Here is a 14,731-nt window from a genome sequence, read left to right on the forward strand (position 1 = left end):
ACCTTTTTACGGGAGTTCTGTTGTCGTTACCTGGCTTAATTGCAAAAAAATGTGACAGAAAGCAGATTTTACGCTGAAGCGGCCTCGCAAATTTGCACGGTGATGGCGCTTTTTATTCGGACTGACCTGCACGATCGTTTACCATAGAGACGTCATTTTTTAACAGGATGGTATTACTGGTGTCTGATTCAGCCGCGCGCCCTACATTTTTGTTCCACGACTACGAAACCTTTGGCACCCACCCGGCGCTGGATAGACCGGCACAGTTTGCGGCCATCCGTACCGACGATGAATTCAACATCATTGGCGAGCCTGAGGTCTTTTACTGTAAGCCGGCCGATGACTACCTGCCCCAGCCCGGCGCGGTAATGGTCACCGGGATCACCCCACAGGAAGCCCGGGACAAAGGCGTGAACGAGGCCGCATTCGCCCGGCGCATTCACGACCTGTTCACCGTCCCGAATACCTGCGTGGTCGGTTACAACAACATCCGTTTCGATGACGAAGTGACGCGCAATATCTTCTACCGCAACTTCTACGATCCTTATGCCTGGAGCTGGCAGAACCGCAACTCGCGCTGGGATTTGCTCGACATTATGCGTGCCTGCTATGCGCTGCGCCCGGAAGGCATCAACTGGCCTGAGAATGATGAAGGGCTGCCGAGCTTCAGACTGGAACACCTGACGCGTGCAAACGGTATTGAGCACAGTAATGCCCACGATGCGATGGCCGATGTCTACGCCACCATTGCTATGGCAAAGCTGGTAAAAGCCGCTCAGCCACGGCTGTTTGACTATCTGCTGACCCACCGCAGCAAGCAGAAACTCACCACGCTGATTGATGTGCCGCAGATGAAACCGCTGGTGCATATCTCCGGTATGTTTGGCGCCTGGCGCGGCAATACCAGTTGGGTCGCACCGCTGGCCTGGCATCCGGATAACCGTAATGCCGTGATTATGGTGGATTTAGCCGGTGATATTACACCGCTGCTCGATCTCGACAGCGATACGCTGCGCGAACGGCTCTATACCCCGAAAGATGAACTCGGCGATCTGCCCGCGGTGCCGGTCAAACTGGTCCATATCAATAAATGTCCGGTCCTGGCCCAGGCCAATACGCTGCGCGCAGAGGATGCCGACAGGCTGGGGATTAACCGTCAGCGTTGCCTGGATAACCTCAAGGTGCTGCGTGAAAACCCGCAGGTGCGTGAGAAAGCGGTGGCGATCTTTGCCGAAGCCGAACCCTTTGTTCCGTCAGACAACGTCGATGCGCAGCTGTACAACGGCTTTTTCAGCGACGCAGACCGTGCGGCAATGAATATTGTTCTGCAAACCGAACCGCGTAACTTACCCGCGCTGGATATTACCTTCGCGGACGCACGTATCGAAAAACTGATGTTTAATTATCGCGCGCGCAACTATCCTGGAACGCTGGATGAAACCGAACAGGCGCGCTGGCTTCAGCATCGTCGTCATGTGTTTACACCGGAGTTTCTGCAGAGCTACGCGCAGGAGCTGGAGATGCTGTATAGCCAGTATGAAGGAAATGCTGAAAAGCAGGCGCTGTTAAAAGCGCTGTATCAGTATGCGCAGGAAATCGTCTGACAGATTTTGGGCGAAAAAAAACCGGAGGCGATGGTCTCCGGTTTTTTTTTACTTAGTTCTTACGCAACGTCTTCGTACTGAGGAACCGGGTTACGGAAGCTCTTCGTGACGCACGCCAGGTAAACCAGGCCGATACCCGCCCAAATCAGGCCAAGCACCATGGAACTCTCTTCCAGGTTAACCCACAGCGCACCCACGGTCAGCGCACCACACATCGGCAGGAACAGATACTGGAAGTGGTCTTTCAGCGTTTTATTACGCTTTTCACGGATCCAGAACTGAGAAATAACCGACAGGTTAACAAAGGTGAACGCCACCAGCGCACCGAAGTTAATCAGCGCAGTTGCCATCACCAGGTCAAAGTTAATCGCCAGCAGAGCAATAGCGCCGACCAGGATGATGTTCATCGCCGGCGTACGCCAGGTTGGGTGAACGTAGCCGAAGAAGCTTTTCGGGAATACGCCGTCACGACCCATTACATACATCAGACGTGCAACGCCTGCGTGCGCGGCCATGCCGGATGCCAGTACCGTGATGGTGGAGAAGATCAACGCGCCAACCTGGAACGCTTTACCCGCCACGTAGAGCATAATTTCTGGCTGAGAGGCATCCGGATCCTTAAAGCGAGAGATATCCGGGAAGTACAGCTGCAGGAAGTAGGTCGCAAAGATAAAGATCAGACCACCAATCAGCGCCGTCAGGAAGATAGCACGCGGGATAACACGCTCTGCGTCCTTGGTCTCTTCAGACAGGTTGCTGATGCCGTCAAAACCGGTAAAGGAGAAGCACAGAATGGTTGCCCCGGTAATCATCGGGATCACATGCGCATCACCAGACCAGAAAGGCTTGCTGCTCGCCAGGGTACCTGCGCCTTCACCGTGGAAGACACCAAAGATAACCATGCCCAGAATCACGGCAATCAGGATGACCTGAAGCACAACAATAACGGAGTTAAAGTTCGCAACGGACTTGATGCTGCGCAGGTTGAACGCCGTCATAAAGGCCACCAGCGCCACGACGAACATCCACGAAGGGATCGACGGCACCAGTGCTTCAAAATAAATTTTAGCCAGCAGAATGTTGATCATCGGCGCGAACAGATAGTCGAGCAGCGAAGACCAGCCCACCATAAAGCCAACGGTCGGGCTGATGGATTTCTGGGCGTAGGTGTAGGCGGAACCGGCAGACGGATAGCGACGGACCAGTTTACCGTAGCTCAGCGCGGTAAAGAGGATCGCAATCAGTGCGAAGGCGTAAGCCGTCGGCACATGACCGTCTGTGAGGCCTGATACGATACCGAATGTATCGAACAGCGTCATTGGCTGCATATAGGCAAGGCCCATCATAACAACCGGAACTAACGTAAGGGTTTTACGTAATTCCACGCGAGAGGTGTTTGGAGTTGCGTTATGCGACATAGTTATTCTCCTTTACGGTGATAACCGCCACGTAAGCGAAAAATTGCCCCATTTCTGTATTCCTCAGCGACAACAACTGTCGGATTTTAGTAAATATCTATCCGGTACGAAGCCCGGCCTCTTGGTTTTTAGTTTCGTTTCATACGTGCAAAAAAAAATAACCGACGCCTTTTATATCGTCGATTATTCATTTGGTTGCAGCGGCGCATTTTGCCCCACATCGGATACAAAAGGCAATACTTTGCAACGCCCGGGGCGATTTTCTTTTTTCTAACTGGCTGATTTCTCGACGCTGCTTTGCGAGTAAACGGCAGCAATAGCACTATTTGCTAAAATTTCGTCCCGCCACCAGGCACTTGCCAGCCCCGCAGTTTGTTCATTCCAGCCGACCCACACCGATTCATTGCTGCTTTGTGCAAGCACCTGTTTTTCAACAAGCGCACCGCTGTCTAAAAACCGCTGTGCCAGATAGCGGGGTAAATAGCCGCACCCCAGGCCACTGATTTGCAGCTCCAGCTTGGTTTTATAGTCGAACACCGTGATCGCCTCCTGCTCATCAAGCAACTGCGTGGAGGCCGCACAGTCGGGACGCGAGCTGTCACCGACCACAATGGCGCGGTAGCCTTTAATCGTGCGCCGGTTAAGGGGTTCCGGCTCCTGCGCGAGCGGATGGTGTGGCGCGACGGCGAAAACCTGCTCCAGCACACCCAGCCGGGCGAAACCGAAATCGCTTAACTGGGGCGGTTCATGCAGCGCACCGACAAAAATATCTGCCCTGCCCTGAGTTAAGGCATCCCATGAATCGCCCAGCACGCCATTAATGAAGATTAATCGGGTTACGCTGTGGTGCTGATAGAACGCCTCAATCAGCGGCGTCAGAAGAGAAAACGGAAAAGTATCATCAACGCCGATGACCAGTTCATTCTCCCATCCCTGGTGCAGTTTGACGGCCTGTTTTTCCAGTTCGCGAACGGTATGCAGGACGTCGCGCCCCTTCTCCAGCAGCATCTGCCCGGTACGGGTAAAACGGGCGCGGTGACCAGAGCGATCGAGGATCTGGATATTAAGATCGCTTTCCAGTTTATGAACGGTATAGCTCAGCGCCGACGGGGTTTTGAAGAGCTTTGCCGAAGCAGCGGCAAAGCTCCCCTCTTTTTCCAGTGCATCCAGAATAATAAGAACATCCAGCAGCGGTTTCATGTTCGCCCCCTTCCGGTGTGCGATCGTTTCCGCTGAGAAACTTATTCCATCGGCATCACCAGCGGATCGGGATATTGATACTCAAACCCCAGTTCATGACAAATGCGATTGCCATCAACAATTTTGCCTTTACTTTCGTCCTTTGCTTCACCAAAAACAGGCGGAACCAGACCCAGCTGGCGTGCCATCAGCGGGTAAAACGTGCTCCGCGCTGGATGAGAAGGCGCACATATATTATAGATGTGCCCACCTTTTGGAGCCTGTAAGAGTAGTTCTATTGCGGCAATTACGTCATCAAGATGCACAAGATTGACGCCATGTTGTCCGTCTGGCGCGGATTTTCCCGCGAAGAAGCGCCCTGGATGTCGCCCGGGGCCAACCAGACCTGCCAGCCGTACGATATCGACCTGGGTGCCGGGAAGATGATGCAGCCAGTCTTCCAGCTCTTTCAGCATTTTACCGCTCGCGGTAACGGGATGACGCTCAGAGGTCTCTTTCACCACGCCGTCAACATCGCCGTAGACCGAGGTTGAGCTGGTAAAAATAATGCGTGGGACGTGATGCGCCAGCGCGCTGTCGACAATCTCCTGCATCGCCTGCAGATAAAATGATTCGCCCGGGCCACTGCGCCGTGCCGGTAACGTAATCACCAGCGCATCGACGTTCATCAGCGTGTCCAGATCGTCAGCATCACACACCAGTTCAGGTTCCAGACGCAGCTCGACGCCGTCAATACCGCACATGCGCGCCGCTTCTACCCCATCCGCCGTGGTTTTGCTTCCGGTCACCTGCCAGCCTTTTGCGGCTAATGACATCGCCAGCGGCATTCCCAGCCAACCTAAACCGACAATTGCGACCTTTTTCATGCGAATTCTCCTGACTTTTACTCGTCTTTCTTAAGGCTACGCCAGCCCGACAGAACACACAATTCATAGCGTCAATATGAAATGAATTAATGATCAAAAAAAGCCCTTGCAATCAGTCATACAACTGGTTTAGGTTAAAAGACATCAAATGAATAAGCATTCATCGAGAATTTTATGACACGCGTTCAATTTAAACACCACCATCATCACCATCATCCTGACTAGTCTTTCAGGCGATGTGTGCTGGAAGACGTTTGGATCTTCCAGTGGTGCATGAACGCATGAAAAAGCCCCCGGAAGATCTTCTTCCGGGGGCTTTTTTTTGGACCAAATTCAGACAGGTTAAAACAGGTTAACGAGGAAAACAGAATGTTAGATAACTCACGTTTACGCATAGCTATTCAAAAATCAGGCCGTTTGAGTGATGATTCACGCGAACTGCTCGCCCGCTGCGGGATTAAAATCAACCTGCACACCCAGCGCCTGATTGCCCTGGCTGAAAATATGCCCATCGACATTCTGCGCGTGCGTGATGACGATATTCCCGGCCTTGTGATGGATGGCGTTGTTGACCTCGGCATCATCGGTGAAAACGTGCTGGAAGAAGAACTCCTGACCCGCCGTGCCCAGGGTGAAGATCCACGCTATTTTACCCTGCGTCGTCTGGACTTCGGCGGCTGCCGCCTGTCGCTGGCCACGCCTGTCGATGAAGCCTGGGACGGCCCGGCCGCGCTGAACGGCAAGCGTATCGCCACCTCCTACCCTCACCTGTTAAAACGTTACCTGGATCAGAAAGGCGTACAGTTTAAATCCTGCCTGCTGAACGGCTCTGTTGAGGTGGCGCCGCGCGCGGGTCTGGCTGACGCCATCTGTGACCTCGTCTCTACGGGCGCCACGCTGGAAGCGAACGGTCTGCGCGAAGTGGAAGTGATTTACCGCTCCAAAGCGTGCCTTATCCAGCGCGACGGCGAAATGGCCGATGCGAAACAGCAGCTGATCGACAAACTGCTGACCCGTATTCAGGGCGTGATTCAGGCCCGTGAATCGAAATACATCATGATGCACGCGCCAACCGAACGTCTTGATGAGGTCATAGCCCTGCTGCCAGGCGCAGAGCGCCCGACCATCCTGCCTCTGGCCGGTGATCAGCAGCGCGTCGCCATGCACATGGTCAGTAGCGAAACCCTGTTCTGGGAGACCATGGAAAAACTGAAGGCGCTGGGCGCAAGCTCAATTCTGGTGCTGCCAATTGAGAAGATGATGGAGTGATGGCCATGAGCTTTAACACAATCATCAACTGGAACGATTGTTCGCAAGAACAACAGCGCGCGCTGCTGATGCGTCCGGCGATTTCCGCCTCAGAAAGCATTACCCGCACCGTGGCCGAGATCCTTGATAACGTCAAAGCCCGTGGCGACGATGCGCTGCGGGAATACAGCGCAAAGTTTGATAAAACCGAGGTTGGCGCTTTAAAGGTAACTGAACAGGAAATCACGGACGCGGAAAACCGCCTCGGTGACGAGATCAAACAGGCGATGGCCGTCGCGGTGAAAAACATTGATAGCTTCCACACCGCGCAGATATTACAGGCGGTCGATGTGGAAACCGTGCCCGGCGTACGCTGCCAGCAGGTCACGCGTCCGGTAGCGTCGGTGGGGCTTTACATCCCCGGCGGTTCCGCCCCGCTGTTCTCTACCGTGTTAATGCTGGCAACCCCGGCACGCATCGCCGGTTGTCAGAAAGTTGTACTGTGCTCGCCGCCTCCGATTGCCGATGAAATTCTCTATGCGGCAAAACTGTGTGGCGTACAGGCGGTGTATAAAGTGGGGGGTGCACAGGCAATTTCCGCGCTGGCGTTTGGTACCGAATCCATTCCTAAAGTGGACAAAATTTTTGGCCCGGGCAACGCGTATGTGACCGAAGCCAAGCGTCAGGTCAGCCAGCGTCTGGACGGTGCCGCAATTGATATGCCTGCCGGTCCTTCTGAGGTGCTGGTGATTGCCGACAGCGGTGCAACGCCGGACTTCGTCGCCTCCGATCTGTTATCTCAGGCAGAACATGGCCCGGACTCACAGGTTATTTTGCTGACGCCGGATGCGGATATGGCAAGACGCGTGGGTGAAGCCGTTGAACGTCAGCTTGCCGACCTGCCGCGCGCCGACACGGCACGCCAGGCACTCTCAGCAAGCCGCCTGATTGTGGCGCGCGATCTGGCGCAGTGCATTGCCATCTCCAACCAGTACGGCCCGGAACACCTGATTATCCAGACCCGCAATGCGCGCGATCTGGTTGACAGCATTACCAGCGCAGGTTCGGTCTTCCTTGGCGACTGGTCACCGGAATCCGCCGGCGATTACGCTTCCGGCACCAACCACGTTCTGCCAACCTACGGATATACATCAACCTGTTCGAGCCTCGGGCTGGCGGATTTCCAGAAACGCATGACCGTACAGGAGCTGTCCCGCGAGGGGTTTGCCTCTCTGGCCTCCACCATTGAGACCCTGGCCGCCGCCGAACGTCTGACCGCCCACAAAAACGCCGTTACGCTGCGCGTTGCAGCCCTGAAGGAGCAAGCATGAGCATTGAAGAATTAGCCCGCGAAAATGTCCGTCGCCTGACGCCTTATCAGTCTGCTCGTCGTCTGGGTGGCAACGGTGATGTCTGGCTGAACGCTAACGAATACCCAACGGCCGTACAGTTCGAGCTGTCGCAGCAAACGCTGAACCGCTATCCGGAATGCCAGCCGAAAGCGGTTATCGAAAATTACGCCCGGTACGCAGGCGTAAAGCCTGAGCAGGTGCTGGTCAGCCGGGGTGCAGATGAAGGCATTGAACTGCTGATCCGAGCCTTCTGCGAACCGGGTAAAGACGCGGTGATGTACTGCCAGCCAACCTACGGAATGTACAGCGTCAGCGCAGAAACCTTTGGCGTGGCGTGCCGTAACGTGCTTTCGCTGGAAGACTGGCAGCTCGATCTGCAAGGGATTGCCGACAATCTTGACGGCGTGAAAGTGGTGTTCGTCTGCAGTCCAAATAACCCGACCGGGCAGATTATCAACCCGCAGGACATTCGAACCCTGCTGGAGATGACGCGCGGTAAAGCGCTGGTGGTGGCTGACGAAGCCTATATTGAGTTCTGCCCGCAGGCGACGCTGGCTGGCTGGCTCGAGGAGTACCCGCACCTGGTTGTACTGCGTACGCTGTCAAAAGCTTTCGCCCTCGCTGGCCTGCGCTGCGGCTTTACGCTGGCCAATAAAGAAGTCATCGACCTGCTGATGAAAGTGATTGCGCCATATCCACTCTCTACGCCGGTTGCCGACATTGCGGCGCAGGCTTTGGCCCCTCAGGGGATCAAGGCAATGCGCGGACGCGTGGCACAAATTCTTGAAGAACGGCAGTATCTGGTCACTGCCCTGAAAGATATTCCCTGCGTGGAGCAGGTATTCGACTCTGAAACCAACTACATCCTGGTACGCTTTACCGCGTCGAGTGCCGTATTTAAATCTTTATGGGATCAGGGCATTATCTTACGAGACCAAAATAAACAACCATCCTTAAGCGGCTGTTTGCGTATTACCGTAGGCACCCGTGCAGAGAGTCAGCGCGTGATTGACGCCCTGAAAGCGGAGAAAGTATGAGCCAGAAGACCCTCTTTATCGATCGTGACGGTACCCTTATTTCGGAGCCGCCAACCGATTTTCAGGTCGATCGTTTCGACAAACTGGCTTTTGAACCCGATGTAATCCCGGTGCTGCTCAAGCTGCAGAAAGCCGGCTATAAGCTGGTGATGATCACGAACCAGGACGGACTGGGTACCGACAGTTTCCCGCAAGCGGATTTTGACGGCCCGCATAACCTGATGATGCAGGTGCTGACCTCTCAGGGCGTTAAATTTGATGAGGTGCTGATCTGCCCACACCTGCCTGCCGATGAATGTGACTGCCGCAAGCCGAAGGTAAAGCTGGTCGAACGCTACCTGGCGGATGACGTGCTGGATAAAGCCAATAGCTATGTCATTGGCGATCGCATGACCGATATTACGCTGGCGGAGAACATGGGTATCTCCGGGCTGCGCTATGACCGTTCCACCCTTAACTGGGCAAAAATTGGTGAGCAGTTGACCCAGCGTGACCGCTACTCGCACGTTGAGCGCAACACCAAAGAGACGCAAATCGACGTTAAGGTCTGGTTGGATCGCGAAGGCGGCAGCAAGATCCACACCGGTGTGGGTTTCTTTGACCATATGCTGGACCAGATCGCGACCCACGGTGGTTTCCGCATGGAGATCGCCGTGAAAGGCGATTTGTATATCGACGATCACCACACCGTGGAAGATACCGGCCTGGCGCTGGGTGAAGCGCTGAAGCTGGCACTCGGCGACAAACGCGGCATCAACCGTTTTGGTTTTGTGCTGCCGATGGACGAGTGCCTGGCGCGCTGCGCAATGGATATCTCCGGGCGCCCACACCTGGAATACAAAGCGGATTTCACCTACCAGCGCGTGGGCGACCTCAGCACCGAAATGGTTGAACACTTCTTCCGTTCATTGTCCTACACCATGGGCCTGACGTTGCACCTCAAGACCAAGGGCAAGAACGACCACCACCGCGTGGAAAGCCTGTTCAAGGCCTTTGGCCGTACCCTTCGCCAGGCGATTCGTGTGGAAGGTGACGCCCTGCCCTCATCGAAAGGAGTGCTGTAATGAATGTGGTGATTCTGGATACCGGATGCGCCAACCTTAACTCCGTAAAATCGGCAATTGCCCGTCACGGCTATGCACCGGACGTGAGTCGCGACCCGGACGTCGTACTGCGCGCCGATAAACTTTTTCTGCCCGGCGTAGGGACAGCGCAGGCGGCGATGGATCAGATCCACGAGCGTGAGCTGGTGAGTCTCATCAAAGCCTGTACTCAACCGGTGCTGGGAATTTGTCTGGGCATGCAACTCTTGGGCCGACGCAGTGAAGAGAGCAACGGCGTTGATCTGCTCGGGATTATCGACGAAGACGTGCCGAAAATGACCGATCACGGTCTGCCTCTGCCGCACATGGGCTGGAACCGTGTTTATGCCAAAGCCGGTGACAGACTGTTTCGCGGCATTGAAGACGGGGCCTATTTTTACTTCGTGCACAGCTACGCCATGCCGGTAAATCCGTACACCATTGCCCAGTGCAATTACGGCGAAGCATTTACCGCGGCGGTGCAGAAAGATAACTTCTTCGGCGTGCAGTTTCACCCGGAACGTTCGGGTGCCGCAGGCGCACAGTTGCTGAAAAACTTCCTGGAGATGTAATGATTATTCCCGCTTTAGATTTAATCGACGGCACGGTTGTCCGTCTCCATCAGGGCGATTACGGGCAGCAACGCGACTACGGTAACGACCCCTTGCCACGTTTGCAGGATTACGCCGCCCAGGGCGCGCAGGTGCTGCACCTTGTGGATTTGACAGGCGCAAAAGATCCGACAAAACGTCAAATCCCACTTCTTAAAAAACTGGTGGCCGGCGTAGATGTGCCCGTCCAGGTAGGCGGTGGCGTGCGTACGGAAGATGACGTTGCGGCGCTGCTGGACGCTGGCGTGGCGCGCGTGGTCGTCGGCTCGACTGCCGTTAACGATCCTGAAAAGGTTAAAGCCTGGTTCCGCCGCTTTGGCGCTGACGCGCTGGTGCTGGCGCTGGATGTTCGTATCGACGAACAGGGTAACAAGCAGGTTGCAGTCAGCGGCTGGCAGGAAAATTCCGGGGTGACGCTGGAAGAGCTGGTCGAGAGGTATCTGCCCGTTGGCCTGAAGCACGTGCTGTGCACCGATATCTCCCGCGACGGCACGCTGGCAGGCTCTAACGTTTCTTTATATCAAGAAATCTGCGCGCGTTATCCGCAGGTGGCCTTCCAGTCGTCGGGCGGTATTGGTGATATCGCTGATATTGCCGCGTTGCGCGGAACGGGTGTACAGGGCGTGATTGTGGGCCGGGCCCTGCTGGAAGGTAAATTTACTGTGACGGAGGCGATTCAATGCTGGCAAAACGGATAATCCCTTGCCTGGACGTACGTGACGGCCAGGTAGTGAAAGGCGTGCAGTTCCGCAACCACGAAATCATTGGCGATATCGTCCCGCTGGCAAAACGCTACGCTGAAGAAGGCGCAGATGAGCTGGTGTTTTACGATATCACCGCCTCCAGCGATGGCCGCGTCGTGGATAAAAGCTGGGTGGCGCGCGTGGCAGAAGTGATTGATATTCCCTTCTGCGTGGCAGGCGGGATTAAATCTGCGGAAGACGCGGCAAAAATCCTCTCCTTTGGTGCCGATAAGATTTCCATTAACTCCCCTGCTTTGGCAGACCCGGAGCTGATTACCCGTCTGGCCGATCGCTTTGGCGTACAGTGTATTGTCGTGGGGATTGACACCTGGTATGACGCCGCAACGGGTAAATACCATGTCAACCAGTACACCGGCGACGAAAGCCGGACCCGCGTAACCCAATGGGAGACGCTGGACTGGGTGCAGGAAGTCCAGAAACGTGGCGCAGGCGAAATTGTGCTGAACATGATGAACCAGGACGGCGTGCGTAACGGTTACGACCTGGAGCAGCTGAAAAAAGTCCGCGCGGTCTGCCACGTACCGCTGATTGCTTCCGGCGGTGCAGGCACCATGGAACACTTCCTCGAAGCCTTCCGCGATGCAAACGTTGACGGTGCGCTGGCGGCCTCCGTGTTCCACAAACAGATTATTAATATTGGTGAGTTAAAAACGTACCTGGCCGACCAGGGCGTGGAGATCAGGGTATGTTAACAGAGCAACAACAGGCACAACTGGACTGGGAAAAAACTGACGGATTACTGCCGGTGGTTGTACAGCATGCCGTCTCAGGTGAAGTACTGATGCTGGGATATATGAACCAGGATGCATTAACCAAAACCATCGACAGCGGCAAGGTCACCTTTTTCTCGCGCACCAAACAGCGCCTGTGGACCAAAGGGGAAACCTCTGGCCATTTCCTGAATGTGGTCAACATTACGCCGGACTGCGATAACGATACGCTTCTGGTACTGGCGAATCCGATCGGCCCAACCTGCCACAAGGGCACCAGCAGCTGCTTCGGCGACGCAAGCCACCAGTGGCTGTTCCTGTATCAACTGGAACAGTTACTCGCTGAGCGTAAAACGGCGGATCCTGAAAGTTCGTATACGGCGAAACTCTACGCCAGCGGAACCAAACGTATCGCGCAAAAGGTGGGGGAAGAAGGCGTTGAGACAGCGCTGGCCGCGACCGTGCATGACCGCGAGGAGTTGACCAACGAGGCGTCGGATTTGATGTATCACTTGCTGGTACTGCTGCAGGATCAGGAGCTGGATTTGACGGCGGTGATTGAGAATCTACGTAAGAGACATAAATAAAAAACCGGGGAATTTCCCCGGTTTTTTATCTGATGAGAATCACGCTTTTGGTTTGTAGTTCCGCAACGCGTTGCGACCCAACACCACACCTGAACCGATAATCCCGCCAAGGAGTACGGCAAGGATTAGAGTGATGGCCTTTTTCGGACTGTCACGTTTGATCGGTAAATCTGGCTTCATCACATAACGGTAGACGTGGATAGTGTCAGGGTTAACGTTCAGCTTTTCGATATCCAACAAGTTCTGCTTGGTCTGGTAGTACGCTCCTGAGAACACCAGCGGACGAGACGCTTCGTTTTCAATCATCGATTTTAACGCTTCGCTGCCCAGCAGGAACATGGTTTCCTGCGTCACGTCCTGAGTTTGCTGAATCTGTGGAGAGGTGATTTTCGCTGCTTCTGCGTTCTTCAGCGCTTCCGTAATCTGTTTGATACGCAAATCTTTTTGCTCCTGAGAGACTTTCTCCTGGTTCTCCAGGGAGTCATTCAGGGTTGTGATCTGCTGCTTAATGTTATCTTTAAGGTCTACTGTTAACTCTTTCGCGGTTTGCTCGTCAACCTGTTGAATATACTGGGCTAGCTGCTTTTGAGCTGCTTCAGCAGATTCACCAACATAGCTGACAGTCAATGGAAATGCTTGTCCCTTAACCGTGGTATCGATGGTCAGCTTTTCCGGAATTTCCTGATTTTCAAGCGCCTGCGCTAATGCTGAAAAAGATGAATTAAAACGACTAATTGCACGAGTTTGGATATCCAGAATCGATGGTGCGGCTCCACCATAAAGGATATTCAACGCGTTTGCATACGTTGCAATCTGCGCGGCATCCGGCTGGGCTATGATGGCGGACGATGTCCATTTCTCTTTTGCTACACTGATGTAGATCCCAGCCAATATGATAAATACAGCAACAAAAGCTCCAACAACCCACTTCCCACGCCACAATTGCAGCACTAAATCAAGTAAATCAATTTGCTCCGGGTCATTACTTCTGCTGACCAGGTTATTGTTGTTCTGCGTCATACAATCCCTAACAGATGATAAAGGGCAAAATTAAACATGTTCACATAGTGTATCTTTTGCTACGGATTTTTCTATAAGAATCCGATGAGTTAAATCGGAAAGATGGGTTATGTAACTGACATCCGCCGCGCTATGATAGACGCAATGTGATGCGTGATGGCATCAGTAAGAACACATGTTTATGAGGGAAGATATGAAATTTCTGGTAACGGGTGCAGCAGGCTTTATCGGCGCAAATGTCAGCAAACGACTCCTGGATGCCGGTCATCAGGTCATCGGTATTGATAACCTGAATGACTACTATGATGTCAATCTTAAGCTGGCACGTCTGGATCTGCTGACATCTGACAATTTCGCCTTCCACAAACTGGACCTGGCCGACCGTAAAGGCATGGCCACACTGTTCGCCAGTGAGAAATTTGATCGCGTCATCCATCTGGCCGCACAGGCAGGCGTACGCTACTCGCTTGAAAATCCTCACGCCTATGCAGATGCCAACCTGGTAGGGCACCTCAACGTGCTGGAAGGCTGTCGCCATCACAAGGTACAACATCTTCTATATGCATCTTCCAGCTCCGTTTACGGTCTGAATCGCAAGATGCCTTTTTCGACTGACGATTCGGTCGATCACCCTGTCTCACTTTATGCCGCGACCAAAAAAGCCAATGAACTGATGTCGCATACCTATTCCCACCTGTACAACCTGCCCACAACGGGCCTGCGTTTCTTTACCGTGTACGGTCCGTGGGGTCGTCCGGATATGGCGCTGTTTAAGTTCACCAAAGCGATGATTGAAGGCAAAAGCATTGATGTCTACAACTACGGTAAGATGAAGCGCGACTTCACTTACATTGATGATATCGCCGAAGCCATTATCCGTCTGCAGGATGTTATCCCTCAGGCCGATGCAAACTGGACCGTTGAAACCGGTTCACCGGCAACCAGCTCTGCGCCTTATCGCGTCTATAACATCGGAAACAGCTCTCCGGTTGAACTGATGGATTACATTACGGCTCTTGAAGAAGCGCTCGGGATAGAGGCAGAGAAGAATATGATGCCAATCCAGCCGGGTGACGTACTGGAAACCAGCGCAGATACTAAAGCGCTGTATGACGTTATTGGCTTCAAACCGCAGACTTCCGTTAAAGAAGGCGTGAAGAATTTCGTTGACTGGTATCGCGACTTCTACAAAGTATAAAAGTAAAAGACCACCTTCTTAGAAGGTGGCTTTT

General features: G+C 53.8%; 16 protein-coding genes and 1 other annotated feature. Of the genes, 11 read left to right on the plus strand and 5 right to left on the minus strand.

Translation table 11 applies throughout. The annotated features are described in order from the left end of the window. Positions 1-167 precede the first annotated feature (167 nt). Entirely contained in the window at positions 168-1,604 is a 1,437-nt protein-coding gene (gene sbcB, locus AC2FAP_RS09405) for an exodeoxyribonuclease I (protein WP_153852495.1), read from the plus strand. A gap of 59 nt (positions 1,605-1,663) precedes the next feature. Here the strand turns inward: sbcB and plaP are convergent, their stop codons facing one another. From plaP to AC2FAP_RS09425, 4 genes are all read right to left on the minus strand, one after another. After that, positions 1,664-3,022, minus strand: a complete 1,359-nt coding sequence (gene plaP, locus AC2FAP_RS09410) for a putrescine/proton symporter PlaP (RefSeq protein ID WP_014170786.1) — start codon at positions 3,020-3,022, stop codon at positions 1,664-1,666. Continuing rightward, a complete protein-coding gene (yoeI, locus tag AC2FAP_RS09415; RefSeq protein WP_099458931.1) occupies positions 3,012-3,074 on the minus strand; it encodes a membrane protein YoeI in 63 nt (20 codons plus the stop codon). The genes plaP and yoeI overlap by 11 nt, the downstream gene beginning before the upstream one ends. A 218-nt stretch (positions 3,075-3,292) precedes the next feature. Further along, positions 3,293-4,222, minus strand: a complete 930-nt coding sequence (locus AC2FAP_RS09420) for a LysR substrate-binding domain-containing protein (protein WP_014170787.1) — start codon at positions 4,220-4,222, stop codon at positions 3,293-3,295. A 41-nt stretch (positions 4,223-4,263) separates the two neighbouring features. Next, positions 4,264-5,088 carry an SDR family oxidoreductase gene (locus AC2FAP_RS09425; protein WP_449541471.1) on the minus strand — a complete coding sequence of 275 codons (825 nt, stop codon included), beginning with the start codon at positions 5,086-5,088 and terminating at the stop codon, positions 4,264-4,266. 174 nt (positions 5,089-5,262) lie between these two features. Between AC2FAP_RS09425 and hisL the strand changes: the two genes are divergently transcribed. From hisL to hisIE, 9 genes are all read left to right on the plus strand, one after another. Further along, the gene (gene hisL / locus AC2FAP_RS09430; RefSeq protein ID WP_001364200.1) at positions 5,263-5,313 is read left to right on the plus strand and encodes a his operon leader peptide; all 51 of its coding nucleotides are present in this window, start codon (positions 5,263-5,265) and stop codon (positions 5,311-5,313) included. Further along, positions 5,289-5,412, plus strand: a sequence feature (His leader region). Its footprint overlaps the gene before it by 25 nt. A gap of 45 nt (positions 5,413-5,457) precedes the next feature. Continuing rightward, on the plus strand, positions 5,458-6,357 hold the full coding sequence (gene hisG, locus AC2FAP_RS09435) for an ATP phosphoribosyltransferase (protein WP_000886595.1): 900 nt from the start codon (positions 5,458-5,460) through the stop codon (positions 6,355-6,357). Positions 6,358-6,362: 5 nt separating this feature from the next. Continuing rightward, complete coding sequence (gene hisD, locus AC2FAP_RS09440) at positions 6,363-7,667, plus strand: histidinol dehydrogenase (RefSeq protein WP_426020951.1); 1,305 nt, start codon at positions 6,363-6,365, stop codon at positions 7,665-7,667. Continuing rightward, on the plus strand, positions 7,664-8,725 hold the full coding sequence (gene hisC / locus AC2FAP_RS09445) for a histidinol-phosphate transaminase (protein WP_228176595.1): 1,062 nt from the start codon (positions 7,664-7,666) through the stop codon (positions 8,723-8,725). The genes hisD and hisC overlap by 4 nt, the downstream gene beginning before the upstream one ends. Continuing rightward, positions 8,722-9,789 (plus strand): bifunctional histidinol-phosphatase/imidazoleglycerol-phosphate dehydratase HisB, encoded by a 1,068-nt coding sequence (gene hisB, locus AC2FAP_RS09450; RefSeq protein ID WP_025203709.1) that lies wholly within the window; start codon positions 8,722-8,724, stop codon positions 9,787-9,789. The genes hisC and hisB overlap by 4 nt, the downstream gene beginning before the upstream one ends. Beyond that, positions 9,789-10,379, plus strand: coding sequence for an imidazole glycerol phosphate synthase subunit HisH (gene hisH, locus AC2FAP_RS09455; protein ID WP_020883288.1), 591 nt, complete (start codon positions 9,789-9,791; stop codon positions 10,377-10,379). The genes hisB and hisH overlap by 1 nt, the downstream gene beginning before the upstream one ends. After that, entirely contained in the window at positions 10,379-11,116 is a 738-nt protein-coding gene (gene hisA, locus AC2FAP_RS09460) for a 1-(5-phosphoribosyl)-5-[(5-phosphoribosylamino)methylideneamino]imidazole-4-carboxamide isomerase (RefSeq protein WP_423403089.1), read from the plus strand. The genes hisH and hisA overlap by 1 nt, the downstream gene beginning before the upstream one ends. Continuing rightward, on the plus strand, positions 11,098-11,874 hold the full coding sequence (hisF, locus tag AC2FAP_RS09465; RefSeq protein ID WP_014170794.1) for an imidazole glycerol phosphate synthase subunit HisF: 777 nt from the start codon (positions 11,098-11,100) through the stop codon (positions 11,872-11,874). Before hisA ends, hisF begins: the two co-directional genes overlap by 19 nt. Next, positions 11,868-12,479 carry a bifunctional phosphoribosyl-AMP cyclohydrolase/phosphoribosyl-ATP diphosphatase HisIE gene (gene hisIE / locus AC2FAP_RS09470; protein ID WP_449541469.1) on the plus strand — a complete coding sequence of 204 codons (612 nt, stop codon included), beginning with the start codon at positions 11,868-11,870 and terminating at the stop codon, positions 12,477-12,479. Before hisF ends, hisIE begins: the two co-directional genes overlap by 7 nt. Before the next feature lie 39 nt (positions 12,480-12,518). Here the strand turns inward: hisIE and wzzB are convergent, their stop codons facing one another. Then, a complete protein-coding gene (wzzB, locus tag AC2FAP_RS09475; protein WP_449541468.1) occupies positions 12,519-13,499 on the minus strand; it encodes an LPS O-antigen chain length determinant protein WzzB in 981 nt (326 codons plus the stop codon). A 193-nt stretch (positions 13,500-13,692) separates the two neighbouring features. On the opposite strand from wzzB, the gene AC2FAP_RS09480 reads away from it, so the two are divergent. After that, a complete protein-coding gene (locus AC2FAP_RS09480) occupies positions 13,693-14,697 on the plus strand; it encodes an NAD-dependent epimerase (RefSeq protein WP_449541467.1) in 1,005 nt (334 codons plus the stop codon). Positions 14,698-14,731 lie beyond the last annotated feature (34 nt).

The organism is Enterobacter cloacae complex sp. 394I7 (genome assembly GCF_057320345.1).